We start from the raw sequence: 26,113 nt of genomic DNA, 5'->3' as shown, positions 1-26,113 counted from the left end.
GGAACGACGAAGCGGGCGCCCTGCGGAGGACCGTACTCCGCAGGGCGCCCGCCGGCTTGTCGTCCCGCTTACCGGAACCGTGCGATCGGGTTCTCCAGGGTGCCCACCAGCTGGAGCGCGCCCGACGGGTCCGCCAGATCCACCATCTGCTTGTTGTCGCGCAGCTGCAGCCTGTTGAGGCAGGACAGCGCGAACTCCTCGGTGAACATGTCGTACTGGGCGAACTTGTCGGCCAGATGCGGCATCGACTCCTGGTACGCGGTCACGCACTCGGCGACCGTCCGCCAGAACGCGTCCTCGTCCAGTACGCCCTCCGTCGCCAGCGTGGCGCCGAGGAACCGGAAGAAGCAGTCGAAGACGTCGGTGAAGACCGACAGCAGCTTCATGTCCTCCGGGACCTCGGCGCGGACCCGCTCCACCATCGGCGGAAGGACCGCGTGCGGGTCCATCACACAGATCTCCTCGGCGATGTCCTTGAAGATCGCGCGCTGCACCGAGCCGTCCTCGTCGAGGACGAGGATGACGTTCTCGCCGTGCGGCATGTAGACGAGGTCGTACGCGTAGAAGCAGTGCAGCACCGGCAGCAGATAGGCGTCCAGATAGCGGCGCAGCCACACCTCGGGCGCCTGCCCCGACTCGGTGATCAGCGCGCCCGCCAACGACTTGCCCGACCGGTCGGCGTGCAGCAGCGAGGCCATCGTGGCCAGCCGCTCACCGTCCTGGATCGTGTTCACCGGGCTCTCGCGCCAGAGCGCGGCGAGCATCTTGCGGTAGGGCGAGAAGCGGTCCGTGGCCGCCTCGTACTCCAGGTGCCGGTAGCCCACCGCCGCACGCTCGCGGATGATCGAGAAGCGGGCCGCCCGCAGGACGTCGTCGCTCGCGATGAGCGAGGCCAGCCAGTCGTTGATGGCGGGCGTGGCCTCCATGTACGCGGCCGAAAGGCCGCGCATGAAGCCCATGTTGATGACGGACATGGCCGTCTTCACGTAGTGCTTGGCCGGGTCGCTGGTGTTGAAGAACGTACGGATCGACTGCTGGGCCAGGTACGCGTCCTCGCCCTCGCCGAGCGCGACCAGCCGGCGCTGGGCCACCTCGGCGGCGAAGGTGACGGAGAGCTTGTTCCACCACTGCCAGGGGTGGACCGGCATCAGCAGATAGTCGTCCGGGTCCAGACCGAGGCCGCGCAGCCGGGCGTCGAAGCGGTCCAGGGTCTCCTGGCCCAGCTCGGCCCGCATCAGGTTCTCGTAGCCGAGGTCCGTGCAGGACGTGAAGGTCGCGCGGGAGCGATGCGCGGCCACCCACAGCAGCCGGACCGGGGCCGCGGCCTCCGGCGCGTACCGGTGGTACTCGTGGATGCCGAAGCCGAGCCGCCCGTTGTTGGCGACGAAGCACGGGTGCCCCTCGGTCATCCCCGTCTCGATCGCCTGGAAGTCCGCCGCGGCGAGCGAGGCGGCGGACACGTCGGGCTTGGTGAGCTTGTACGCCGTACCGGACAGGGTGGAGGAGATCTCCTCCAGGTAGACCGGCAGGATCGCGTCGGACAGGCCGAGCGCGCCGCGCAGTTCGGTGAAGAACTCCAGGGCGTCCAGCGGGAGCTGCGCACCGTCGCGGTGGCGGGATATAGAGGCGGCGTCGACCTGCCAGTGGTCGAGCGCGAGCCGGCCGGCGGTGAACCGGTACTCGGTCCTGCCGTCGTCGCTCGACACCGCGTACCGGCCCTCGCCCAGGTCACCGGGCGTGAGCAGCCGCTCGTGGGAGAACTCGGCGAGGCCCTTACGGATCAGCAGGCGGTTGGCCTCGGCCCACAGCTCGGGGGTGAGGTGGGAGACGCTCTCGACGGGGTTCACCGGGCCTCGCCTCCCACCGCGGCCTCGAACTGCTCCCGGGTGCAGAAGCTGAGCAGCGCCCTCTTCTCGGGCTTGTCGATCTCGCGCTCGGGTACGAAGCCGACGGCCTCGTTGAGCGCGTGCACGGCCTTGTTCGAGACATCGGGCTCGACGACGACGCGCCGAGTCGCCGGGTCCGCGAACAGCTCCCGCATCACCGCCGTGATCACGGCGCGGGTGAATCCGTGCACCGGGTTCTCGGTCGGGGCGACCAGGAAGTGCATGCCGACATCGCCGGGCTCGGGCTCGTACAGCCCGACCAGCTCGACGTGCTTCGGGTCGTACCGCTCCATCAGGAACGCGGGCTCGCCGTCGTGCAGGCCGATGAACGCGTCGTGGTGCTCGGCGGCCGCGATCGCCATGTACTCCCGCTCGACGTCGTGGAGTTTGGCGTCCTGCATCATCCAGAACGCGGCCTTGGGGTGGGTGACCCAGCCGTGCAGCAGCTCGGCGTCGGCCATCGGGTCGAGGGGACGGACGGAGAACGTCCCCAGGGCGGGGGCGGTGGTGCTCATACGGAGAACTCCTGGAACGCGATCGTCTTCTCTACGGGGTAGTACTCGCTGCCGAGCAGCTCACCGATGATGTACGCGTTGCGGTACGCGCCCATGCCCAGGTCGGGCGAGGTGATCGAGTGCGTGTGCACCCCCGCGTTCTGCAGGAAGATGCCGCGCCCGGTGGTGTCGACGGCGTAGTTGCGGGCGACGTCGAAGCGGCCCTGGCCGTCCCAGCGGATCCGGTCGCGCACCGGCTCCAGGAACTCAGGAGTGACGTACTTGTAGCCGGTGGCCAGGATCAGGCCCTCGGTGTCGAGCGTGAAGTCCTTCTCCTGCTCCTCCTGGCGCAGCCCCAGGGTGTACGTGCCGTCCTCGTACGAGGCCGAGTGGAGCGCGGTGTTGGTGAGCAGCCGGGTCGGGACCGGGCCGCCGAGGTTCTTCTGGTAGAGCAGGTCGAAGATCTCGTTGATGAGTTCGCCGTCGATGCCCTTGAAGAGGTTCTTCTGCTCCGACTCCAGCCGGTAGCGGGTGGTCTCCGGCAGCGCGTGGAAGTAGTCGATGTACTCGGGAGAGGTCATCTCCAGGGTCAGCTTGGTGTACTCCAGCGGGAAGAACCGCGGGGAGCGGGTGACCCAGTTGAGCCGGTAGCCGTGCACGTCGATCTCGGCGAGGAGGTCGTAGTAGATCTCCGCGGCACTCTGGCCGCTGCCCACCAGCGTGATCGACTTCTTCTTCTGCAGCTCCGCCTTGGACTGGAGGTAGCGGGAGTTGTGGACGAAGTCGCCACCGAGGCCCTGGCAGGCGTCCGGGACGTACGGCGGGGTGCCGGTGCCCAGGACGAGCCGGCGGGCGCGGAACGTCTCGCCGCCGGTGGTGTGCACGGCGTACAGCTCGCCCTCGGCCTCGTACTCGACCTTGGTCACCGTGGTGCTGAAGCGGATGCTGCTCAGTTGGGCGGCGGCCCAGCGGCAGTAGTCGTTGTACTCGGTGCGCAGCGGATAGAAGTTCTCGCGGATGTAGAACGAGTAGAGCCGCCCCTTCTCCTTCAGATAGTTGAGGAAGGAGTACGGGGAGGTCGGGTCGGCGAGGGTGACCAGGTCCGACATGAACGGCGTCTGCAGATGCGCGCCGTCGAGGAACATGCCCGAGTGCCATTCGAAGTCCGGCTTGGACTCCAGGAAGACACCGTTCAGTTCGTCGATGGGCTCGGTGAGGCAGGCGAGGCCGAGGTTGAACGGACCGAGTCCGATACCGATGAAATCGTGGATGTCACGGTGCTCAGGAGGCGTGGACAAGGTTCTCTCCAAGGTACTGCTCGGCGTGGCCGGCTATCAGGTCGAGGACGGCGGCGATGTCGTGCACGGTCGTCTCGGGGTTCAGCAGGGTGAATTTCAGGTACTGGCGGCCGTCGACCTTGGTGCCGGCGACGACGGCCTCGCCGGAGGCGAACAGGGCCTTACGGGCATAGAGGTTGGCGCGGTCGATCTCGGCGGGCGAGGTGACCTGGGCCGGGATGTAGCGGAAGACCAGGGTGGACAGCTGGGGTTCGACCACGACGTCGTAGCGCGGGTCGCCCGCGAGCAGCTGCCAGCCTTCGGCGGCCAGGTCGCACACCTCGTCGAACAGGCTGCCGATGCCGTCCGCGCCCATGACGCGCAGCGTCATCCACAGCTTCAGCGCGTCGAAGCGGCGGGTGGTCTGCAGGGACTTGTCGACCTGGTTGGGGATGCGCTCCTCGATGGTGCGGCGGGGGTTCAGGTAGTCCGCGTGGTACGTGGCGTGCCGCAGCGTGACCCCGTCCCGGACCAGCAGGGCCGAGGAACTCACCGGCTGGAAGAAGGACTTGTGGTAGTCGACGGTGACGGAGTCGGCGTGCTCGATGCCGTCGAGACGGTGGCGGCGGGTGGGGGAGGCGAGCAGCCCGCAGCCGTAGGCCGCGTCGACGTGCATCCAGGCCCCGTACTCCTCGCACAGCCCGGCGATCTCGGGCAGCGGGTCGATGGAGCCGAAGTCGGTGGTGCCGGCGGTGGCGACGACCGCCATCGGGACCAGCCCGGCGCGCTTGCACTTCTCCAGCTCGGCGGCGAGGGCGACGGTCTGCATACGGCGGTCACGGTCGGCCGGGATGGAGACGACGGCGTCGCGGCCGAGGCCGAGGAGGGTCGCGGACTTCTGGACGCTGAAGTGGCTGCACTCGGAGGAGAAGATGCGCAGTTTCGACAGGTCGTCCGTCTTGGCCTCCTCGCGGGCCAGCAGCATCGCCTGGAGGTTGGACTGGGTGCCACCGCTGGTGAACACGCCGTCGGCGGCGGGGCCGAGGCCGATCCGGCCGGTCGTCCAGTCGACGAGCCGGCGCTCGATGAGGGTGCCGCCGGCGCTCTGGTCCCAGGTGTCGAGCGAGGAGTTGACGGCGGAGAGGACGGCCTCGCCCAGGACGGCGGGGATGACGACCGGGCAGTTGAGGTGGCCGAGGTAGCGGGGGTGGTGGAAGTAGACCGCGTCGCGCAGATAGACCTCCTCCAGCTCGTCGAGCGCGGCGGTCGCGTTCCCGAGCGGCTGGTCGAGGTCGACGGCGGCGACCGTGGGGGCGAGTTCGTCGGGGGTCACTCCGGTGAACGGCCGCCGGGTCGTGGCGAGTTTGTTCGCCACCCGCTCGACTCCTTCGGTCACGGAGCGCCGATAGTGCTCCGCCGTTGTGTCGTTGAGCAGGTGCGAGCGCATGGTGAGGGTCCTCCCGGTACGGGGACGGGGTCCGCCCCCCGGGGACAGGTGAGGGATGGGGGCGAGTCGAACTTAGGTTAGCCTAACCTAAGTTCCTGCACCACTCGTCCCTTGCTTCCCAGGGGACGCAGCGAGGTGGATCACATTTCGGGGCGCGGCGGAGTGCGACTGCCGTGCGGGGTGGCGCAGTTGAGAGCCGGACCTCGCACGCCGGCCGGCCCGGCCCGGGCGCGCTGATCCGGCCCGGCCCGGCTGACGGACGCTATGCGTCGTCGTCGGGAGCCTCGCGCAGGGCGTCCTCGCTGACGCCCTTGCGCCAGTAGCCGACGAACGTGACGCGCCGGCGGTCGAGTTCGCGCTCGTTCACGAGATGCCGCCGCAGCGCCTTGACGGAGCCGGACTCGCCCGCGATCCAGGCGTACGGCGTCGAGCCGGTGAACTCGGCGGCGCGCACCGCCTCGACCGCCGACGGCGCTCCCGCGTCCCGCACGAGCCAGGTGAGGGTGGCGTCGGCGGCCGTCACGGGCTCCAGCCGGTCGCCGGCGTGCGGGACCTCGAGCCAGACCTGTGCGCGGAGCCCGGCGGGCAGCGACTCCAGGATCGCCGAAGCGGCGGGAAGTGCCGTCTCGTCCGCCCAGATCAGCACCGAGTCGGCGTCCTCGGGCAGCCGGAAGCGCACGGCGGTGTTGTCGGCGACCGCGGGGCCGAGAACGGTGACCCGGTCTCCGCAGGAAGCTTTCTGCGCCCACCGGCAGGCCGGGCCGCCGTCCTCGTGGACGGCGAAGTCGATGTCGACCTCGCCGTGTTCACCGGCATCGGGGCGCTGCTCGCGAACGGAGTACGAGCGCATCACGGCCCGTACGTCGTCGGGCAGCGCCCGCCAGGCGCCGAGCGTGGCGTACATGTCCCCGTCCTCGGCGACCGGCACGACCGGTTCGTCCTGGCCGGGGTGCGGCAGGAAGAGCGACAGGGACTGATCGCGCCCTCCGGAAGCGAAGTCCTTCAGGGCTTCCCCTCCGAACGTGACGCGTACCAGCGACGGGCCGAGCCGCCGCGTCCGTACGACCTGAAGGGGGAAGAAACGGAACGGGGCGGCCACGGCTGTCGACATGGTCAGGCGACCTTCTTCGCGTTCTCGATGGCCTTCGCCAGGTCCTCGAGGATCGGCGTGCACTTCTCGTACGAGTAGATCGGCTCGGTGACGCGGGGGATGACCTGGCCGGCCTTGACGGCGGGCAGCTGGGCCCAGGTCGGCTTGGACTTCAGGGCGTCGGGCTGAAGGGCCGAGGCGCGGTTGTCCATCATGATGATGTCGGCCTTGTACTTGTCGACGTTCTCCCAGCTGAGGCCCTCGAACCAGCCGCCGGCGTCGAGCTTGGTGGGCGTCACGAAGTTGACGCCGAGCTCCTTGAAGTAGAGCGTGTCGGTCGGCCGGGCCGGGGTGGAGATGTAGAACAGGTCGGCGCTCGCGGAGCCGATGAGCACCTTGATCTCGGGCTTGGCCTTCGCGGCGGCGCGCAGCCGGGCGGCGGCCTTCTCGAAGGCGGCCTTGGCGTCGGTGACCTTCTTGGCCTTGACGTCGGCGCCGAGGGACTCGGCCAGGTCGACGTGGCGCTGCAGGACCTTCGGCATCGAGTAGTCCGAGGCCCACAGGGCGACGCTCGGGGCCAGCTTGAGGATCTTGTCCTTGGACTGGTCCGGCACGTACCAGAGGGCGTTCTTCTCCCACATGTCGGTGATCAGCACGTCCGGCGCGAGCGCCGCGTACTGCTCGACGTTGAACTCGCCCCACACGTTGCCGAGGACCTTGACCTTGTTGATGTCGAGGTCGCCCGCCTGGACGTCCGGCGTCTTGGTGCCCTTCGCCTTGTCCTCGACGTACGTCGGGCCGAAGACGCCCTTCACCTCGATGCCGAAGTCGTGGAGCGCGGCCGCCATGCCGGTGAAGGCGACGATGTTCTTGGGGGCGGCCTTCGTCTTGGCGACCTGCCCGCGGTCGTCCTTGAACTCCCAGGGGCCGCTCTTCTTCGCGTCGGAGGCCGAGTCGCTCTTGTTCTCGGAGCCGCAGGCGGTGAGTGCGGCGCCGAGGCCGATGGCGCCGCCCGCGGCGAGCAGGCCGCGGCGGGTGAGGTGGGAAGCACGGGCATTGGACATGAGGGTTTCGCTTTCGGTGCGTGCCGTGTGGCGGCCTCTGGGCAAGTCGAAGGTAGGTTAGCCTAACCTCAGATCATGTCCATGGGCGGCCCCCCGTGACGCTGATCACCGCCCGGGAACGGTCGGGACCGTCCCCGGGCGATCGCCGCCGCGGCATCCGGGTGCGGACTACCCGGTCAGGCCCAACTCCCTTGCGATCAGCATGCGCTGGACCTCGCTCGTGCCCTCGCCGATCTCCAGGATCTTGGAGTCCCGCCACATCCTGGCCACCGGGTACTCGTTCATGAAGCCGTATCCGCCGTGGATCTGGGTGGCCTCACGCGCGTTGTCGACGGCGACCGTCGAGGAGTACAGCTTCGCCACCGCCGCCTCCTTCTTGAACGGCTCACCGAGGACGAGCCGGGACGCCGCGTCCCGCCAGCCGATCCTCGCCATGTGCGCCCGCATCTCCATGTCGGCGATCTTGAACTGGATGGCCTGGTTGCCGGCGATCGGGCGGCCGAAGGCGTGGCGCTCCTTCGCGTACTTCACGGACTCGTCCACACAGCCCTGGGCCAGGCCCGTGGCGAGCGCGGCGATGGCGATCCGGCCCTCGTCGAGGATGCGCAGGAACTGGGCGTAGCCACGGCCCTCCTCGCCCAGCAGGTTCGCGAACGGCACACGGACGTCGGAGAACGACAACTCCCGGGTGTCCGACGCGTTCCACCCGACCTTCGAGTACGGGGCGGCGACGGTGAAGCCGGGGGTGCCGGACGGGACGATGATGGAGGAGATGAGCGGCTTGCCCTCGGAGGTGCGGCCGGTGACCGCGGTGACCGTGACCAGGCCCGTGATGTCCGTACCGGAGTTGGTGATGAAGCACTTGGAGCCGTTGATCACCCACTCGCCGGTCTTCTCGTCGCGCACGGCCGTGGTCTTCGTGCCGCCCGCGTCGGAACCGGCGTCCGGCTCGGTCAGCCCGAAGGCGCCGAGCATCTCACCGGAGCACAGCCGGGGCAGCCACTCGCGCTTCTGCTCCTCGGTGCCGAAGAGGTGGAGGGGCATGGCGCCCAGCGACACCCCGGCCTCCAGGGTGATCGCGACGGACGAGTCGACACGGGCCAGCTCCTCCAGGGCGATGCCGAGGGCGAGATAGTCGCCGCCCATGCCGCCGTACTCCTCGGGGAAGGGCAGGCCGAACAGGCCCATCCGGCCCATCTCGCGGACGATCTCGTACGGGAACTCGTGCCGCTCGTAGAAGTCGCCGATCTTCGGGGCGACCACGTCGTGGGCGAACTCCTCGACGGTGCGTCGGAGTTCCTCGTGCTCAGGGGTGAGGCGGTGGTCGAGCGACATGGCTAGGACTCCTTGTGGGAAGCCGTGCCCGCAAGGGCGCGAACGGTGCGGGAGGGGCTGGGACGGCCCAGCTGCTCGGCCATCCACACGCTGGTGGCGGTGAGCCGGCCGAGGTCGACCCCGGTTTCGATGCCGAGGCCGTGGAGCATCCACACGAGGTCTTCGGTGGCGAGGTTTCCGGTGGCGCTCTTCGCGTACGGGCAGCCGCCCAGACCGCCCGCGGAGGCGTCGATGGTGGTGACGCCGTGCTCCAGTGCCGCGAAGGTGTTGGCCAGCGCCTGGCCGTAGGTGTCGTGGAAGTGCACCCCGATGGCGCTGGTGGGCACGCCCTCCTCGTTCAGCTCGGCGAGGAGGGAGAGGACATGGCCCGGGGTGGCGACACCGATCGTGTCGCCGAGGCTCAGCTCGTCGCAGCCCAGGTCCATCAGCCGCTTGGCCACACGGACGACCTGGTGGACCGGGACCTTGCCCTCCCAGGGGTCGCCGAAGCACATCGACAGATAGCCGCGGACATGGATCTTGTCGTCCTTGGCGCGGGCCACGACCGGCTCGAACATCGCGAGCGACTCGTCGATCGTGCGATTGAGATTGCGGGCCGCGAAGGTCTCCGTCGCGGACCCGAACACCGCGATCCGGCGCGCACCGAGGGCGATGGCGCGGTCCAGTCCGCGTTCGTTCGGCACGAGGACGGGCAGGGCGACGCCCTCGATGTCCGCGAGCCGGGGGAACAGCTCCTCGGCGTCGGCCAGCTGGGGCACCCACCGGGGGTGGACGAAGCTGGTCGCCTCCACGGTCGTCAGCCCGGCACCGGCGAGCCGGTGGACGAACTCCGCCTTGACGTCGGTCGGGACGGTCTCCTTCTCGTTCTGCAGCCCGTCCCGGGGCCCGACCTCATGGATCCGCACCCGCGGCGGAAGGGCCGTGGCGGGCACCTCCATCGGCAGTCCCAGGGCCAGTACCTCGGTCATCGCCCACCCTCCTTCTCGCCGTCCTGGTGCGGGGTGACGACAGCGAGCACCTGGTCCATGGCGACCGTGGCGCCCGGTGTGACGTCCAGCTCGGTGACGGTGCCGGCGTGCGGGGCGGAGATGACGTGCTCCATCTTCATCGCCTCGACCACGAGCAGACTCTGTCCGGCGGCGACCTCCTCGCCCACCGCCACCTTCACGACCGTGACGGTGCCGGGCATGGGCGCGGCGAGCGTGTCCGCGCCCTGGTGGGCGGCGCCGCCGAGATCCGCCGCGACCGGATCGTGGTCCTGGACGTGCCACGAGTCGCCGTCCCGGCCGAGCCAGATCCCTCCGGGAGCCGTGGCGTGGCTGAAGGTGTGCCTGACACCGCCGAGTTCGACGGTGACGGTGCTCCCGCCCGGTGCGGCGCCCTCGGTGTCCCCAAGGGAGCGGACCTCGACCGGGTCGTGGCCCGGGACCCGGAAGTGGTGCACCGCCGCGGCCGGTTCGCCGCCGAGCCGCCAGCCGCTCGGGACCGAGAACGGGTCGACCCAGCCGTCCGGGCCTGCGGCAGGCGCCGGGCGTCTCAGCAGCGCCGCCGCCTCGTACACCTCCGTCGGCACGATGGTGTCGACCAGCCCGTCCACCTCGCGCTCCACGAGCCCCGTGTCCAGGTCGCCCGCGACCACCGCGGGATGGGCCAGCAGCCGGCGCAGGAAGCCCGCGTTCGTCGGAACGCCGAGGATGACCGTGTCCGCCAGGGCGGCGCGCAGCCTGCGCAGCGCGGTCGCCCGGTCGGGTCCGTACGCGATGACCTTCGACAGCATCGGGTCGTAGAGGCTGGAGACCTCCACGCCCTCGGTCAGGCCCGAGTCGGTGCGGACACCGTCACCCTGGGGTTCGCGCAGGGACAGGACCGTGCCGCCGGAGGGGAGGAATCCACGGGAAGGGTCCTCGGCGCAGATACGGGCCTCGACGGCGTGGCCGGTGAGGCTGATGTCGTCCTGCGTGAAGGGGAGCTTCTCGCCCGCCGCGACCCGCAGCTGCCACTCCACCAGGTCCAGGCCGCTCCCCGCGATCGACACGACCAGCTCGGTCACCGGGTGCTCGACCTGGAGACGGGTGTTCATCTCCATGAAGTAGTACGACGACGGGTCGCCGCCAGGGACGATGAACTCGACCGTGCCCGCGCCCCGGTACCCGCAGGAGCGGGCCGCCTGGACCGCCGCCTCGCCCATCGCCGCGCGGATCTTCTCGTCCAGGAGGACGGACGGCGCCTCCTCGATGATCTTCTGGTGGCGGCGCTGCAGCGAGCACTCGCGCTCGCCGAGATGCACCACGTTCCCGTGTCCATCGGCGAGCACCTGGATCTCGATGTGCCGCGGACGCTCGACCCACCGCTCCACGAGCAGTGTGTCGTCGCCGAACGACGCCCGCGCCTCGCGCCGGGCGGCCGCGATCTCCTCCAGCAGCGCCGATTCGACGCGCGTGAGGCGCATGCCCTTGCCGCCGCCGCCCGCCGAGGGCTTCAGCAGCACCGGCATCCCGATCTCCCGGGCGGCCTCGGCCAGTTGGTCGTCCGTGAGACCTGAGCCCGAGGAGCCCGGCACGACGGGCACTCCGGCGGCCCGCACGGTCTCCTTGGCGCGGATCTTGTCGCCCATCAGGGAGATCGCCTCGGCCGGCGGCCCGATGAAGACCAGGCCGGCGTCCGCGCAGGCCTGCGCGAATCCCGCGTTCTCCGCGAGGAAGCCGTAACCGGGGTGGACCGCCTGGGCCCCGCTGCGGCGGGCCGCGTCGAGGAGCCGCTCGACCGAGAGATAGCTCTCCGCCGCCGGTGCAGGCCCCAGCCGCACGGCCGTGTCCGCCTCCCGGACGTGCCGGGCGTCGGCGTCCGCGTCGCTGAACACGGCGACCGAACGCACCCCCAGGGCCCGCAGCGTACGGATGACGCGGACCGCGATCTCGCCTCGGTTGGCGACCAGAACAGTGTCGAACATTGCCTGTCCTTCGAGTGTCACAGCAGTCCTCACATCCGGAAGACGCCGAAGCCGGGCTCACCCAGCGGGGCGTTGGCGCACGCGGTCAGAGCCAGACCCAGCACCTGCCGGGTCTCCAGCGGGTCGATGACCCCGTCGTCCCAGAGCCGGGCCGTCGCGTAATAGGCGTTGCCCTGCTGCTCGTACTGGGCGCGGATCGGGGCCTTGAAGGCCTCTTCCTCCTCGGCCGGCCACGCCTCGCCACGGCCCTCGATCTGGTCGCGCTTGACGGTCGCGAGCACCGAGGCGGCCTGCTCGCCGCCCATGACCGAGATCTTGGCGTTGGGCCACATCCACAGGAAGCGCGGCGAATAGGCCCGTCCGCACATCGAGTAGTTCCCCGCGCCGTACGAGCCGCCGACGACGACCGTCAGCTTCGGCACGCGGGTGCAGGCCACGGCCGTCACCATCTTCGCGCCGTGCTTGGCGATGCCCCCGGCCTCGTAGTCCTTGCCGACCATGAATCCCGAGATGTTCTGCAGGAAGAGCAGGGGGATCCCGCGCTGGTCGCACAGCTCGATGAAGTGCGCGCCCTTCTGGGCGGATTCGGCGAACAGGATGCCGTTGTTGGCGACGATCCCGACCGGGTGGCCGTGGATCCGGGCGAAGCCGGTGATCAGGGTCGTGCCGAACTCGGACTTGAACTCGGCGAACCGCGAGCCGTCCACGATCCGGGCGATGACCTCCCGGACGTCGTACGGCGTGCGGGAATCCACCGGCACCGCACCGTACAGCCCGAACGGATCGACCTTGGGCTCCTCGGCGGGCTCCACCGACCAGGGGAGCGGGCCGCGCTCCGGCAGGGTCGCCACGATGTTCCGCACGATCCTCAGCGCGTGCGCGTCGTTCTCCGCGAGATGGTCCGTGACCCCGGAGACGCGGGAGTGGACCTCGCCGCCGCCCAGCTCCTCGGCCGTGACGACCTCGCCCGTCGCGGCCTTCACCAGCGGCGGACCCCCCAGGAAGATCGTCCCCTGGTTCCGCACGATCACGGCTTCGTCGCTCATCGCCGGGACATAGGCGCCGCCGGCCGTGCAGGAGCCGAGCACCGCCGCGATCTGCGGGATCCGGGCACCGGAGAGCCGTGCCTGGTTGTAGAAGATGCGGCCGAAGTGCTCACGGTCGGGGAAGACCTCGTCCTGCATCGGCAGGAAGGCGCCGCCCGAGTCGACGAGATAGACGCACGGCAGCCGATTCTCCAGCGCCACCTCCTGGGCGCGGAGATGCTTCTTGACCGTCATCGGGTAGTACGTGCCGCCCTTGACCGTGGCGTCATTGGCGACGACCACCACCTCGCGGCCGCTGACCCGGCCGATACCGGCGATCACCCCGGCGGCCGGGGCCTGCCCGTCGTACATCCCGTCGGCCGCGAGCGGGGCCAGCTCCAGGAACGGAGAGCCCGGATCCAGCAGCGTGTCCACGCGGTCCCGCGGCAGCAGCTTCCCGCGCGCGGTGTGCCGCGCCCGGGCTCTCTCCCCGCCGCCCAGCCGGGCCGCCGCCAGCTTCGCGCGCAGCGTGTCGACCAGGGCGTGGTGTGCCGCCTCGTTGGCCTGCCAGGCATCGGAGGCGGGATCCTCCCCCTCGCTTCGCGGGGAGGTGCCCCCAGCACTCGTCAGCACAGGTGCCTGCCGCATCGTGTCGAGCCCCCTGTCAGAGCATCGTTCTTGTTAATGAGCGTTAACCCATTTCCCACAGGTTAACGAGCGCTAACTGGCTTGTCTAGAATCAATGGCATGACCACCAGGACCGACGCGCCGACCCGCCGCGAACAGATCCTCAAGGAGGCCGCCCGGCTCTTCGCCGAGCGCGGCTTCCACGGCGTCGGCGTCGACGAGATAGGCGCCGCCGTGGGTATCAGCGGGCCCGGGCTGTACCGGCACTTCGCCGGCAAGGACGCGATGCTCGCCGAGCTGCTGGTCGGCATCTCCGGCCGGCTGCTGGACGGCGGCAGGCGCCGGGTCGCCGAGGCCGACGGCGTCCCGGAGCAGGTGCTCTCCTCGCTCATCGACGGGCACATCGACTTCGCCCTCGACGACCGCCCGCTGATCACCCTGCACGACCGCGAGCTGGACCGGCTGCGCGACAGCGACCGCAAGCTCGTGCGGCAGCTCCAGCGCCAGTACGTCGAGCTGTGGGTGGACGTGGTCCGCACCCTGCACCCCGACGCCGCCGAGGGCCAGGTCCGGGCGGCCGTCCACGCCGTGTTCGGCCTGCTCAACTCCACCCCCCACCTCGGCTCGTACGGGAACGGCCTGCCGGGCCGTGCCGCCATGGAGGTGCTGCTGCGCAAGCTGGCCCACGGGGCGTTCGCGTCGCTGTCGGCGTGAAACGGCCGCGACGGCCGTCCGGCCAGCGGGACGCCGAGCACGCTCCGCACACCGGACGGCACAATGGGCACATGCCGATACCGAACCGTGCCGCCCTCGTCGACCACCTCGTCCGCACACGTATCGCCGGAGACGTCGCCACCCCACGCGACAACAACCTCTCCCACTACCGCAAGCTCGCCAACGGGGACCGCCACTACTGGCTCGGCCTGGAGCTCGGCGACCGCTGGAGCGACGAGCAGGACGTACTGGCCGTCATGGCCGAGCGCTGCGGGGTCAACGACGATCCGCAGTACCGGTTCGGGCAGGACACCATCGACCCGGAGCTGACCGTCGACGCGCTGGACCGGATGGGGGCACGGCTGAAGGAGGCCGCCGCGGGACGGGAGTCGGTGCTCTTCGCGACCGGTCACCCGGGCGGGCTTCTCGACGTGCACCGGCAGACGGCGGACGCGCTCAGATCCGCGGGCTGCGAGATCGTCCGGATCCCGTCCGGGCTCATGGCGGACGAGGGCATGGTCTTCCAGTTCGCCGATGTCGCGATGCTGGAGCGCGGCGCGACGCTCTGGCACACCCACTCCCCGGAGCCGATGGCCGCGATCCTCGACGGACTGGAGCGGGAGGGCCGGCCCCGGCCGGACCTCGTGGTCGCCGACCACGGATGGGCGGGCTGCGCGGGCCAGCGGGGCATCGACGCCGTCGGATACGCCGACTGCAACGACCCGGCGCTGTTCATCGCCGAGGCGGAGGGCACCCTCCAGGTCACCGTCCCGCTGGACGACCACGTCACGGACCCGCGCTTCTACGACCCGCTGACGGCCTACCTCCTGGACGCCGCGGGCCTTCTCTGACCTCGGACGGTTCACCGGCCGTCTCCGACCCCGGGACGGTTCACGGGCCTTCTCCGACTTCGGGACGGTTCACGGGCCTTCTCCGACTTCGGACGGTTCACCGGCCCCCGTCGGGCGGCCGCGCGTCGTGCACACCCGCCGGCCGTACCTGGTGCACCCCCGGTGTCGCGTCCAGGTACACCCTGCGGATCGCCGGGAAGCGCTGGCGCAGCTGTTCCTCGGCGTCCTCGCAGGCCCACTCGACCTGCTCGGCCGAGGCGACGTCCCGGAAGTTCACCTTCGCGGCGATCAGGATCTCGGTGGGGCCCTGGATCAGCGTGGTCAGCTCCAGCACCTCGACGACGTGCGGCACGGTGAGCAGCTCCTCGTGCACCGCGTCCCTCATCGACGGCGGCAGCGGGCGCCCGATCAGCAGCTGGGCGTTGCTGCGGCCCAGCACCCAGGCGACGTACACCAGCAGCAGCCCGATGAGGATCGAGGCGATGCCGTCCCAGACGGAGGAGCCCGTGAGCTGCGCCCCGGCCAGACCGCCCGCCGCGAGCAGCAGACCGCTCAGCCCCGCGGCGTCCTCCATCACCACGGACTTGACCGCGGTGTCCGGGGTGTAGCGCAGATAGCGCCGCGCGGGCGTGCCGAAGCGTGCCGCCTCCCCGCGGATCTGCCGTACACCGGTCCGCAGCGAGTAGCCCTCCAGCACGGCGGCGACGGCGAGCACGATGTACGAGGGCAGCGGATCGCCCAGCTCCTCGCCCTGCGCGAGGGTGTGGACGCCGTCGTAGACGGAGAAGACCGCGCCGCCGACGAACGTGGCGACGGACGCGAGCATCGCCCAGATGTACCGCTCGGGCCCGTACCCGAGCGGATGCTCCTCGTCGGCCGGCTTCGCGCTCCGCTTGAGCGCGGTCAGCAGCAGCACTTCCGTGACGGTGTCCGCGACCGAGTGCGCGGCCTCGGACAGCATCGCGCTCGAACCGCTGATCACGCCGGCGACGGCCTTCGCCACCGCGATGCCGAGATTCGCCAGCCCCGCGACGATCACCGTGAAGGTGCTATCCGGCACCTCCCCGGGCTCGATCCGCTCCGGCGGCGGTACGGGGGCGTCGGCCGGCTCACCGACGGGGCCGCCGGGCGGACCGACGGGACCGCCCGGTCCCTCCGGGCCGCCGCCGGTGATCTTGTCGCTCGCCATGAAGGGAGCGTATGTCCGTTGTGTCCGGGCCGCGCGGGCGTGGTTCCCCATGCCCGCGCCACCCGGAGGCTCACGGCCGGATCTCGTACACCAGGTTGAACGCGGTCCGGGCGGCGCGATGGAACCGGGTGAAGCCGGCGTCGGCCATCACCTGGCGGACCGCGGCCTCGCCGGCCTGCGCGCCCAGGGCGCGGCCGCCCGGCTGGGAGAGCCCGTTGGGCACGCACAGGAACGTGGAGCCGCTGTAGTACAGCCGACCGACCGGGTTGAAGTTCTCCTCGACCTCGTCGGAGGCGTACGGCTCCACCAGCAGCCATGTGCCGTCCGGCGCCAGCGCCTGACGCACCCTCCGGGCGGCGCCGAGCGGATCGCCCAAGTCGTGCAGGCAGTCGAACATCATGACCAGGTCGTAGTCCGTGCCCGAGAAGGTCTGCGCGCTCGCCACCTCGAAGGAGACCCGGTCGCCGCTCCCGGCTTCCGCGGCCTTCTTGCGCGCCCGCTCGATCGACTCGGCGTGGTAGTCCGAGCCGACGACGGAGGTGCGGGGGTACGCCTCGGCGAGGAGCAGTGACGAGGAGCCGAGGCCGCAGCCGAGGTCGGCTACGCGGGCCCCGGCGGTCAGCTTCTCGTCGACGCCGTCCAGCGCCGGGATCCAGTTCGGGATCAGCTCGGCCACGTAGCCGGGCCGGTAGAACGCGTCACAGCCGACGAAGACGTCCTCGTCGTGTTCGTGCCAGGCGACACCCTCGCCGGTACGGAAGGCCTCGGTGATGCGCGGCTCGGCGCGCAGATAGCCGAGCACGACGAGGAACGCCGCCGACACGTCCGGGCCGTCGGGGTCGGCCAGGCAGAACGCCTGCTCCTCGGTCAGCGAGAACGCCTCCGTCGCCGGGTCGTAGCTCACGTACCCGCCCGCGGCCTGTCCGCGCAGCCACTCGGTCAGATAGCGCACGTGGCAACCGGTGCGCTCGGCGAACTGCTCAGGCGTCGCCGCGCCCTGGGCGAGCGCGCGGTAGAGGCCGAGCCGGTGACCGATCACCACCGATCCGGCGGCGCCGGCCGCGCCCAGGTCCGCCACGAACCGCCCGAGGAACTCCTTCACCTTGTCGTGGTCCATCACCGGGCTCCTTCCCTGCCGCCGGACCGGCTCGTTCCGGTCACGGCAGCAAGCCTCGGCCGGAGACCTGTCACGGCCCTCGCACGAGCTGTCAGGGCCCTCGCACGAGCGGTCGCCGCGCTGAGAGGCTGAGTCCGTCGCCGTCGCGGACCATGGTCACAGGACATGCGGGACACGAGGGAAGCCATGGCAGCCGGTCGTCAGCCACCGCCACCGCCGCCGTCGTCGGTCCGGGCGGAAGTGCTCGGGCCGCTGCGGCTGCTCGTCGACGGCGCTCCGGTGGACGTACCCGGCACCAAGAGGCGGGCGGTGCTCGCGCTGCTCGCGCTCGCCGAGGGTCGGATCGTGACCGTCGACCGCCTCCTCGACGCGCTGTGGCCGTCGGAGGTACCGGAATCGGGGCGGCAGGCCCTGCACAACCATGTGTCCCGGCTGCGCGGGCACCTCGGCCCGGCGGCTGCCCGGCTCGAGACGTGCCACGACGGCTACCGGCTGGCGCTCGGCCACGACGAACTGGACGCGGCACAGGCGCGGGCGCTGCTCGCCACGGCCCGTACGACGGTTCGGCTGGACCCTTCCGGTGCGCTCCGCCTGCTCCAGGAGGCGCACGGACTGTGGCGTGGCCCGGTTCTCGCGGACCTCACCGACGTCGCGCCCATCGCCGCCGCGGTCGAGGAGTACGCGCAGCTGCGCCACGAGGTGACCGACGCGCTGGTCGCGAGCGCCGTCGACGCAGGACGGGCCGAGGAGGTGTTGGGCCTCGCCGCCGCGTCCTCGGCGGCCGACCCGCTGCGGGAGCCCGCGGTCCTCCTGGACATGCGGGCGCGGGCGGCGGCCGGGCAGGCACCGGAGGCGCTGCGCATCGGACGCGACTACCGGCGCCGGCTGGCCGACGAGACCGGCCTCGACCCCTCACCCGCACTGGACGAGCTCGAACGCGACATCATCAGCGGGGGCGGCGGCCGGATGTCCGCCCGGCCCGGGGAGAGCGCCCGGCCGGCCACCGCACTGATCGGCCGCGACGCGCAGGTCGCCTCCCTGCACCGGCTGCTGGCGGCCGAGCGGCTCATCACACTCGTCGGGCCGGGCGGCGTCGGCAAGACCCGCGTCGCCCAGGAGGTCGCCCGACACAGCGGCGCGGCGACCGTGCTGCTGCTCGCACCGGTCACCGATCCCGCCGCCATTCCGTACGCGCTGACGGCGGCCCTGAACCTCAAGACCGACCAGGGCGACGTGCTCTCCGCCTGTGTCGCCCTGCTGGGCGACACCCCCGGCCTGTTGCTCATCGACAACTGCGAGCACCTGCTCGACGGTGTCCGGGACACGGTGGACGTGCTGCTCGCCTCCTGCCCGGGGATCTCGGTGCTCGCCACCAGCCGCGAACCCCTCGGCCTGCCCGGGGAGTACGTCTGGCGGCTGGCACCGCTCCCACTGCCGCACCCCGACCAGGACCCCTCCCAGGTGCCGTCCGCCGCGCTCTTCCTGGACCGGGCCCGACGGGTTCGCCCCGGGCCGCCGCCGACGCCCGCGGAGCTGCGTACGGTCGCCGACATCGTGCACCGGCTCGACGGGATGCCGCTGGCCATCGAGCTCGCGGCCGGCCGGCTCTCCACGTTCTCCCTCACCGATCTGCGCGACCGCCTGGACCGCGCGCTCGACCTGCTCGGCGGCGGCAGCACCGTCGCGGACGCCAGGCACCGGACGCTGCGGGCGACCATCGACTGGTCGTACCGGCTCCTCACGGAGGACGAACGGCGGCTGTTCCGGCAGCTGTCGGTCTTCGCCGACGGCGTCGACCTCGACACCGCCGAGCGGCTGGCCGCCGAACTGGGCCTGGAGAACGACCCCGGAAGCACACTGGCCCGCCTCGTCGACGCCTCCGTGCTCGACGCCTCCTTCGAGGGAGCCACCCGCTACCGCATGCTCGACACGCTGCGGGCGTTCGGGCAGGACCGGCTGGCCGCCGCCGGCGAGGACGAGGCCGCCGCGGAGCGCATGCTGCGCTGGGCCGTCGAGCTGACCTCGTGGATCGCCACGGCCATGACCACCGAGCGGGAGCCCGAGGCCGATGCCGTCCTGCGCCGCGAGCTGCCGAACCTGCGGGCGGCGTGGCGGCTGGCGCGCGGCCGGGGGTCCCTGGACGACGCCTCGGCGATGATCGTCGCGCTGTACGACGCGATCACCTACCGCGACCTCGTCGAGATCCGGGCCTGGGCGGAGGAACTCGCCGACGACCGGGCGCTCGCCGCACACCCGCGTGCGACCGCCGTACTGGGAACCGCGGCGGAGGCCGCCTACCACCGCGGTGACTACCGCAAGGCGGACCGGCTCGCCCGCAGAGGACTGGAGACGACGACGGACAGCGTCGGGTCGGGGCGCTGTCTGCTGGTGCTCTCGGTGGCCGACCTCGCCCGCGGCGCCTACGGCGACGTGGTCGAGCACGCCCTCGCCGCGGCCGCGCTCGTCGGCCCGCACCGGGAGTGCCTGGGGATCGCCGCCCTCGCGAAGGCCTACGCGGGCGATCTCGACGGGGCGCGGACACTGAACGACCGGGGGCTGGCCGCCGCGGTGTCGCCCTCGATGCTCTCCTGGGGCGCGTACGTCGCCGGGGAGATCGACAGCCTCGCGGGCCAGGGCGAGCGGGCCGAGCGGAACTACGTCCGTGCCATCGACCTGGCCAGGAAATCGGGCGCCACCTTCCTCGTCGGCGTCGCCACCGTCGGGCTCCAGTCGGTGCGCGCGTCCACGGGCCGTGTCCACGAGGCGCTCGCCGGCTACCGCGACGTCATCGACTACTTCGCCCGCACCGGCAACTGGACGCATCTGTGGACGACCCTGCGCAACCTCGCCGAGCTGCTGCGCCGGCTCGGCGACGAAGAACCGGCCACGCTCATCGACGCGGCGGCCGGCCTGGCTCCCGACGCGCCCGTCGTGAACGGCCCACGCGACGACGGGCCTTCCTCACCGCACCCGGCGGGCGTGACCGCTCCCGCGACCCGGGCCCCCGGCCGTGCCGCGGTCCTGGAGACCGCGCGCCGGGCGATCGAACGGCACCTGGCCCGGGCCTGAGAGCCGGCGGCACGAGAGGCATGTCCGTACGAGACCGCGCGCCGGTACGAGACCACCGGCGGACCGGCGGACCGGCGGACCGGCGGACCGGCGGAGCGGCGGACCGGCGGACCGGCGGAGCGGCGGACCGGCGAACAAGCCCTAGTCGTGCGGGACGCGGACCACGCCCTCCTGGATCACCGAGATCGCCAGCTGCCCGTCCTGGGTGTAGATACGGGCCTGGCCGAGGCCCCGCCCGCCGTGCGCGCTGGGCGACTCCTGGTCGTACAGCAGCCATTGGTCGGCGCGGAACGGCCGGTGGAACCACATCGCGTGGTCCAGCGACGCTCCCACGACATCGCCGACCGCCCAGCCGCCGCGCCCGTGGGCCAGCAGTACCGAGTCGAGCAGGGTCATGTCCGAGACGTAGGTCGCGAGGCAGACGTGCAGCAGGGGGTCGTCCGCGAGCTCGCCGTTCGTGCGGAACCACACCTGCGAACGCGGCTCGCGGGGCTCGCCGACGCTGGCGTACGGAGGAGCGTCCACGTACCGCAGATCGACGGCAGCCCGGGCCTCCAGCATCCGGTCCACGACGCTGGGGTGCACGAACCTGTCCACGTAGCGAGGCAGGGTCTGCTCCGCCGTCGGCAGGGTGTCCGGGTCCGGGGCGGCCGGCATCGGCGCCTGGTGGTCGAGCCCCTCCTCGTACGTCTGGAAGGACGCCGAGAGATGGAAGATCGGCTGGCCGTGCTGGACGGCGACGACCCGGCGGGTCGTGAAGGAGCGGCCGTCACGGATGCGGTCGACCGTGTAGACGATCGGGGCACCGGGGTCGCCCATGCGCAGGAAGTACGCGTGCAGGGAGTGGGCCGTGCGGTCGTCGGGGACGGTGCGGCCCGCGGCGACGAGCGCCTGGGCCGCGACCTGTCCGCCGAAGACCCGGGGCACGATCGCCGACCGCGAGCGGCCCCGGAAGTAGTCCTGCTCGATCTGCTCCAGGTCGAGCAGATCGAGCAGGTCGTCGAGCGCCTTCGTCACCTGGACTACAGGCCCATCGACTTGGCGATGATCGACTTCATGACCTCGCTGGTGCCGCCGTAGATGCGGTTGACGCGGTTGTCGGCGTAGAGGCGGGCGATCGGGTACTCGTTCATGTAGCCGTAGCCGCCGTGCAGCTGGAGGCAGCGGTCGATGACGCGGTGGGCGACCTCGGTGCAGAACAGCTTCGCGGAGGCGGCCTCGGCCGCGGTCAGCTCGCCGGCGTCCAGCGCCTCCAGGGCACGGTCGGCGACGGCCTCGGCGGCGTCCACCTCGGCCTGGCAGGCGGCCAGCTCGAACTTGGTGTTCTGGAAGCTGGCGACCGGCTTGCCGAAGACCGTGCGGTCCGTCACGTACTGCTGGGCGAACCGGACGGCGGCCTTGGCCTGGGCGTACGCGCCGAACGCGATGCCCCAGCGCTCGGAGGGCAGGTTCTGGCCGAGGTAGTAGAAGCCCTTGTTCTCCTCGCCGAGCAGGTCCTCGACCGGGACCTTGACGTCGACGAAGGCCAGCTCGGCGGTGTCGGAGGTGCGCAGGCCGAGCTTGTCCAGCTTGCGGCCCACGGAGTAGCCCGCGGACGTGGTGTCCACCGCGAAGAGGGAGATGCCGAAGCGGCGGTCGTCCTCGCGCGGGGCGGAGGTGCGGGCGCACACGATCACGCGGTCGGCGTGCACGCCGCCGGTGATGAACGTCTTGGCGCCGTTGAGGACGTAGTGGCTGCCGTCCTCCGTGAGCTTGGCGGTGGTCTTCATGCCGGCGACGTCGGAGCCGGTGCCCGGCTCGGTCATCGCCAGCGCCCACATCTCCTCGCCGGTGACGAACTTCGTCAGGTAGCGCTTCTTCTGCTCGTCGGTGGCGAGCATCTTGAGGTACGGCAGGGCGAGCAGCACGTGCACACCGGATCCGCCGAAGTTCACGCCCGCGCGCGAGGTCTCCTCGTAGAGCACGGCCTCGAACTTGTGCGTGTCCAGGCCCGCGCCGCCGAACTCCTCGGGGACGTTGATGCCGAAGACGCCCAGCTCGCCGAGCTTGTAGTAGAAGTCGCGCGGCGCCTGGCCGGCGGCGAACCACTCGTCGTAGACGGGAACGACCTCGGCCTCGATGAAGGCGCGGATGGTCTCCCGGAACGCTTCGTGGTCCTCGTTGAATACGGTCCGGCGCACGGACGCCTCCTCGTAACTGCGTGGGTGCAGACTGTCTAAGCGCTTGCTCAGACAAAGTTACCCGGCGGTTCGCACGTCTGTCCAGAGTGAGGGTGGCCACCCTCCGGAGCCCGGAGGGTCGTGAACATGCCGTAATTGGGTTGTCCGGGAAGCGGGCCGCTGACAGGGTGCCCGCGTGCTCTCGTCTGCCGCCGCGCCGTCCCGGCTCTGGACCCGGAACTTCAGCCTCTACTTCACCGCCCGGATCGTCTCGATGCTGGGCGACGCGATGGTCCCGGTCGCGCTGTCGGTCGCGATGCTCTCGCTCGGATACGGGGTGAGCGGAGTCGGGTTCGCGCTCGCCGCCTGGATGGGAGCGTTCGCGCTCTTCGTCGTGTTCGGCGGAGTGCTGGCGGACCGGTTCCACCCCCGGCCCCTGATGATCGGCTCCGACGCGGCCCGGTGTCTGATCCAGGGCGGGCTCGCGGCGTACCTCTGGTTCGGCCATCCGCCGCTGTGGTTCATCATCGTCGGCGCGGCGCTGCGCGGGATCGCGACCGCCATGTTCCAGCCGGGCGTCTCCGGCCTGGTGCCACAGGTCGCCGCCGACCCGCAGAAGGCCAACGCGGTGGTGCGGCTGAGCGAAGGGATCTCGGCGATGGCCGGGCCCGCGATCGCCGGCATGCTCGTCGCCACCACCTCGGCGGCCTCGGCGTTCGCCCTCAACGCGGCCACCTACGCGGTCAGCGGGATCTGCCTGGTCGCGCTGCGGCTGCCCAGGTACGAGGTGGACCGGTCGGCGTCCACCCTGGTGAACCTGCGCACCGGCTGGGACGAGTTCCGCTCCCGGTCCTGGCTGTGGGGCGTCATCCTCATCTGGTGGGTGCTCGGCGTCTTCGTCTGGGGCCCGGTCACCCCGCTGGGCGCGGCCTCCGTCATCGCCGCGCACGGCAACGCCGCGTTCGGCTTCGCCGAGGGCGCGTTCGGTGCCGGCTGTGTCCTCGGGGCACTGGCCGCGTACCGGATCCGCCCGGCCCGCCCGCTCTTCGGCGGCGGGCTCGCGATGTTCCTGTTCCCGCTGATGCCGCTCGCGGCGGCCCTGGTCCCGAGCCTGCCACTGATCATGCTCGGGTACGCGGTGAGCGGGGTGGGCTGGGCGTTCTGGAGCGTCCAGTGGGCCACCACCGTGCAGACCCAGATCCCCGAGGACCGCCTCAACCGGGTGGCCGCCTACGAGATCGGCGGCTCCATCCTCGCCGTCCCCTTCGGCTACGCGATCGCCGGGCCCGCCGGGACCTTCTTCGGCATTCATCGACTCCTGCTGGTCGCCGCCCTCGTCGGCCTGTGCTGTGCCGTCGCTCTCGTCGCGGCGCCTCCCATCCGCCGCCTTCGCCGCGCCCCGGCGGCCGTGCGATCGGCCCGTGTCGATGACGGCGGGGAACGGCGCCCGGCAGCGGCGCGGGACGACCGGTGTGCGGCCGTGCGGGACCTCGGCGCGGCGGACGGGGACGCCTGAGGCTCAGCCGGGGGTGAGCGGCGGCGGGCCGGGTGGTGGCTCCGGCAGGGGCGCCTCGCCGTCGTAGGCCGCGAGTGCCGCCTGGCGGCGTTCGAGGAGTTCACCGAGGTCCTCGGGGGTCAGACGCTCCTGGGCGAGCTTCACCGTGGCCCGGCCCTCCACGTCCGCCCAGGCGTGCCGGGCGCGCTTGTTGGCCCGGCGGCGGGTGTCGCTGCGGAGGAAGCCCGCGCCGGCCGCGAAACCGGCGGAGGCCAGGGCGATCAGTGCGGCGGGGATACGCGCGTCCGCCGTGGCCAGTCCGGCAGCGCCCGCCGTACCGGCGAGCAGGGCCGCGGGGAAGCCGAGGGCGATGTCCAGCCGGGTCCAGAAATCCGCCCGCTTGTGCGCGAGCGCCCTCTGCCTGGCCGCCTCCTCCCGCAGCCGCTCGACCTCGGCACGCAGTCGTCGCCCGGGGTCGCCCGGGGTCAGGGTCACGGTTCCGTCGGCGGACAATGTCATGCGGGCATTCCAACACGCCTGTGGCACAAGGGACTTGGCATGATGCCCACAGCGTTCCGGCCCCGGAGTCGTGGACTCCTGACGGAACCGCGACGCCGCGGCCCCGTCACACGTACCGCAGCGCGAACCACAGCTCCATCCGTACGTCCGCGTCGTCCAGGTCGACGCCGAGGAGCATCGCGCAGCGTGCGATCCGCTGGCGGACGGTGTTGCGGTGGACGCCCAGGGCCACCGCCGTGCGGTCCCAGCTGCCGTGGAGGGAGAGCCAGACGCGCAGGGTCTCCGTGAGCGCGGGGGAGTCCGCGACCGGTGCGAGCAGGGTGCGGGCGTGGGTGGCGGCCTCGTCGGGGGCGATCAGCTCGCCGAGGCCCGCGTCGCGCTGGCGGGCGAGCGGGACCCGGGTCGCCTCGGCCCGGCGCAGGGCCCGTGCGGCGGCGGTGTCGGCGGCGGCGAGGTCCGCCGGCCCGGCCGGGGCGCTCACGCCCAGGGTCCAGCCCGGCTGCGGCTCGATCCGCCGGTCACCGGAGAGCAGGATCCGTACGGTCTCGCCGTCCGCGTCGACGAGGGCGCTGCCCAGCGCGGCGCCGAGCGCCGACGCCGCGATCCGGTCGGGCTGTCCCGGACGTGTCCCGTGCACCACGGTCCACGGCCCGTGACCCAGCGCCGGGGCCACCTCGGCGGGGGCGGCCCCCAGCAGCAGTCGTACCAGCGCGGCGGCCCGCCCGGTCGCGCCGGTCCCCTGGTGCGGTGCCGTCAGCAGCGACAGCAGGACGACGGCGACTCCCGCGATCGTGTGTCCGCCGCTCTCGCGCCCCTCGGCGGCGACGCCGAGGACGAGGCCCTCGGCGCCCCCGAGGGCGTAGGCGGCGAGATGGGTGTCCCCGACGGAGTCGGTCGCGGACGAGGGGGGCCGGCGCGCGGTGCCCGCGGCCGGGGCGCCGGGCTCCGTTCGCGTGTCGGCCGGGGACAAGCCGTCAGGGCCGGAGCGTCCGTCTCCCGGGGGCCGGCCGTCCCCGGCGGAGCCTCCCGCGGCGGGGGAGGGGCCGCCGGCCTCCGGCTGTCCGGCGCCCGCGCGGGACCCGGGGTCCCCCGCGCCCTCCTCCTCGTCATCCGCCTCCGGGCTCACCACGCGCGCCAGCCGCCCCAGTGCCTCGCGGGCCTCCCGTGAGGGCGCCCGCCCGGCCATCTGCAGCGCCGAACCGTCCGGGGCCAGCAGGACCGCCCAGCCGCCCAGGCGCGAGGCCAGCTGGTGCAGCACGGCCGGGACCGGGTCCGGCCTGGCCGCCGCGACGGCCAGGCCCTGCTGGGCCTCGCTCACCCGGCGCACCTCCCGCAGGCGTGCCTGTGCCATCAGCCGCCACACCGCGCGGGCGATCGCGGTGAAGGGGGTCTGCGGCGGCACCTCGATCAGCGGCAGCCGGTGCCGCTCGCACGCGGCGACGAGGGCGTCCGGGACCGTGTCGTACACCGGGGCGACACCGAAGCCGATCGCCGCGCCGCCGGCCTCGACCACCCGAGCCGCGTACATCTCCGGGTCCTCCAGCAGGACGCCCGCCGTCAGCAGCAGCTCACCGCCGAGCAGGTACGGGTACGGGTCGGCCATCTCCGACGTGTGGACCCACTGGATGTCGACGTCCTCGGGGCCGGTGACGAGCCGCAGCCCCAGGTCCTCACGGGCCAGCAGCGCGGTCAGCGGAACCGGCGGGGCCGGTGGGGCCGAAGGGGCAGAGGGGGCCAATGGGGCGGGGGTGTGAGCGGTGCGGTCCGGCATGGTGGACGTTCCATCCGTGATCGTCTTCGAGAAT

At 71.8% G+C, this 26,113-nt stretch carries 20 protein-coding genes; 4 read left to right on the top strand and 16 right to left on the bottom strand.

Annotated elements, in window-relative coordinates; genetic code table 11:
• Positions 1-68: 68 nt before the first annotated feature.
• The 10 genes from OG766_RS12415 to OG766_RS12370 form a co-directional block, all read right to left on the bottom strand.
• Complete coding sequence (locus OG766_RS12415; RefSeq protein WP_328725319.1) at positions 69-1,847, bottom strand: IucA/IucC family protein; 1,779 nt, start codon at positions 1,845-1,847, stop codon at positions 69-71.
• Positions 1,844-2,401: a GNAT family N-acetyltransferase gene (locus tag OG766_RS12410; protein WP_266373999.1), complete on the bottom strand. Its 558-nt coding sequence runs from the start codon at positions 2,399-2,401 to the stop codon at positions 1,844-1,846. The genes OG766_RS12415 and OG766_RS12410 overlap by 4 nt, the downstream gene beginning before the upstream one ends.
• Complete coding sequence (locus tag OG766_RS12405; protein WP_328725318.1) at positions 2,398-3,678, bottom strand: lysine N(6)-hydroxylase/L-ornithine N(5)-oxygenase family protein; 1,281 nt, start codon at positions 3,676-3,678, stop codon at positions 2,398-2,400. Before OG766_RS12405 ends, OG766_RS12410 begins: the two co-directional genes overlap by 4 nt.
• On the bottom strand, positions 3,662-5,104 hold the full coding sequence (locus tag OG766_RS12400; protein ID WP_328725317.1) for a pyridoxal phosphate-dependent decarboxylase family protein: 1,443 nt from the start codon (positions 5,102-5,104) through the stop codon (positions 3,662-3,664). The genes OG766_RS12405 and OG766_RS12400 overlap by 17 nt, the downstream gene beginning before the upstream one ends.
• A gap of 262 nt (positions 5,105-5,366) precedes the next feature.
• Positions 5,367-6,215, bottom strand: coding sequence for a siderophore-interacting protein (locus OG766_RS12395; RefSeq protein WP_266374004.1), 849 nt, complete (start codon positions 6,213-6,215; stop codon positions 5,367-5,369).
• Between the two features lie 2 nt (positions 6,216-6,217).
• Positions 6,218-7,258 (bottom strand): ABC transporter substrate-binding protein, encoded by a 1,041-nt coding sequence (locus OG766_RS12390; RefSeq protein WP_266374007.1) that lies wholly within the window; start codon positions 7,256-7,258, stop codon positions 6,218-6,220.
• Between the two features lie 168 nt (positions 7,259-7,426).
• Positions 7,427-8,593, bottom strand: coding sequence for an acyl-CoA dehydrogenase family protein (locus tag OG766_RS12385; protein WP_266374010.1), 1,167 nt, complete (start codon positions 8,591-8,593; stop codon positions 7,427-7,429).
• A gap of 2 nt (positions 8,594-8,595) precedes the next feature.
• Positions 8,596-9,531, bottom strand: a complete 936-nt coding sequence (locus tag OG766_RS12380) for a hydroxymethylglutaryl-CoA lyase (protein WP_423247177.1) — start codon at positions 9,529-9,531, stop codon at positions 8,596-8,598.
• Positions 9,532-9,557: 26 nt separating this feature from the next.
• Complete coding sequence (locus tag OG766_RS12375) at positions 9,558-11,543, bottom strand: acetyl/propionyl/methylcrotonyl-CoA carboxylase subunit alpha (protein WP_266374012.1); 1,986 nt, start codon at positions 11,541-11,543, stop codon at positions 9,558-9,560.
• Positions 11,544-11,572: 29 nt separating this feature from the next.
• Complete coding sequence (locus tag OG766_RS12370; protein ID WP_266374014.1) at positions 11,573-13,216, bottom strand: carboxyl transferase domain-containing protein; 1,644 nt, start codon at positions 13,214-13,216, stop codon at positions 11,573-11,575.
• A gap of 99 nt (positions 13,217-13,315) precedes the next feature.
• Between OG766_RS12370 and OG766_RS12365 the strand changes: the two genes are divergently transcribed.
• Both OG766_RS12365 and OG766_RS12360 read left to right on the top strand, forming a co-directional pair.
• On the top strand, positions 13,316-13,909 hold the full coding sequence (locus OG766_RS12365; protein ID WP_266374016.1) for an SACE_7040 family transcriptional regulator: 594 nt from the start codon (positions 13,316-13,318) through the stop codon (positions 13,907-13,909).
• A 71-nt stretch (positions 13,910-13,980) separates the two neighbouring features.
• The gene (locus OG766_RS12360) at positions 13,981-14,760 is read left to right on the top strand and encodes a phosphatase (protein ID WP_266374018.1); all 780 of its coding nucleotides are present in this window, start codon (positions 13,981-13,983) and stop codon (positions 14,758-14,760) included.
• Between the two features lie 97 nt (positions 14,761-14,857).
• On the opposite strand, the gene OG766_RS12355 is transcribed toward OG766_RS12360, so the two are convergent.
• Both OG766_RS12355 and OG766_RS12350 read right to left on the bottom strand, forming a co-directional pair.
• On the bottom strand, positions 14,858-15,949 hold the full coding sequence (locus OG766_RS12355) for a cation diffusion facilitator family transporter (protein WP_328725314.1): 1,092 nt from the start codon (positions 15,947-15,949) through the stop codon (positions 14,858-14,860).
• Positions 15,950-16,019: 70 nt separating this feature from the next.
• Complete coding sequence (locus OG766_RS12350) at positions 16,020-17,066, bottom strand: class I SAM-dependent methyltransferase (protein ID WP_328725313.1); 1,047 nt, start codon at positions 17,064-17,066, stop codon at positions 16,020-16,022.
• Between the two features lie 186 nt (positions 17,067-17,252).
• Here OG766_RS12350 and OG766_RS12345 point away from each other — a divergent pair, with 186 nt between their 5' ends.
• On the top strand, positions 17,253-20,135 hold the full coding sequence (locus tag OG766_RS12345) for a BTAD domain-containing putative transcriptional regulator (protein ID WP_328725312.1): 2,883 nt from the start codon (positions 17,253-17,255) through the stop codon (positions 20,133-20,135).
• Between the two features lie 141 nt (positions 20,136-20,276).
• On the opposite strand, the gene tesB is transcribed toward OG766_RS12345, so the two are convergent.
• A complete protein-coding gene (gene tesB / locus OG766_RS12340; RefSeq protein WP_266374028.1) occupies positions 20,277-21,152 on the bottom strand; it encodes an acyl-CoA thioesterase II in 876 nt (291 codons plus the stop codon).
• Positions 21,153-21,157: 5 nt separating this feature from the next.
• Positions 21,158-22,315 (bottom strand): acyl-CoA dehydrogenase family protein, encoded by a 1,158-nt coding sequence (locus OG766_RS12335; RefSeq protein WP_266374031.1) that lies wholly within the window; start codon positions 22,313-22,315, stop codon positions 21,158-21,160.
• 175 nt (positions 22,316-22,490) lie between these two features.
• Here OG766_RS12335 and OG766_RS12330 point away from each other — a divergent pair, with 175 nt between their 5' ends.
• Entirely contained in the window at positions 22,491-23,810 is a 1,320-nt protein-coding gene (locus tag OG766_RS12330; protein WP_266374033.1) for an MFS transporter, read from the top strand.
• A 3-nt stretch (positions 23,811-23,813) separates the two neighbouring features.
• On the opposite strand, the gene OG766_RS12325 is transcribed toward OG766_RS12330, so the two are convergent.
• Positions 23,814-24,308 carry a hypothetical protein gene (locus OG766_RS12325; protein ID WP_266374036.1) on the bottom strand — a complete coding sequence of 165 codons (495 nt, stop codon included), beginning with the start codon at positions 24,306-24,308 and terminating at the stop codon, positions 23,814-23,816.
• A gap of 106 nt (positions 24,309-24,414) precedes the next feature.
• Entirely contained in the window at positions 24,415-26,079 is a 1,665-nt protein-coding gene (locus OG766_RS12320) for a PucR family transcriptional regulator ligand-binding domain-containing protein (RefSeq protein ID WP_328725311.1), read from the bottom strand.
• Positions 26,080-26,113 lie beyond the last annotated feature (34 nt).

Source organism: Streptomyces sp. NBC_00259 (assembly GCF_036181745.1).
GTDB classification, from domain to species: Bacteria; Actinomycetota; Actinomycetes; order Streptomycetales; family Streptomycetaceae; genus Streptomyces; species Streptomyces pratisoli.
This window is presented reverse-complemented; position numbering and strand designations above follow the sequence as displayed.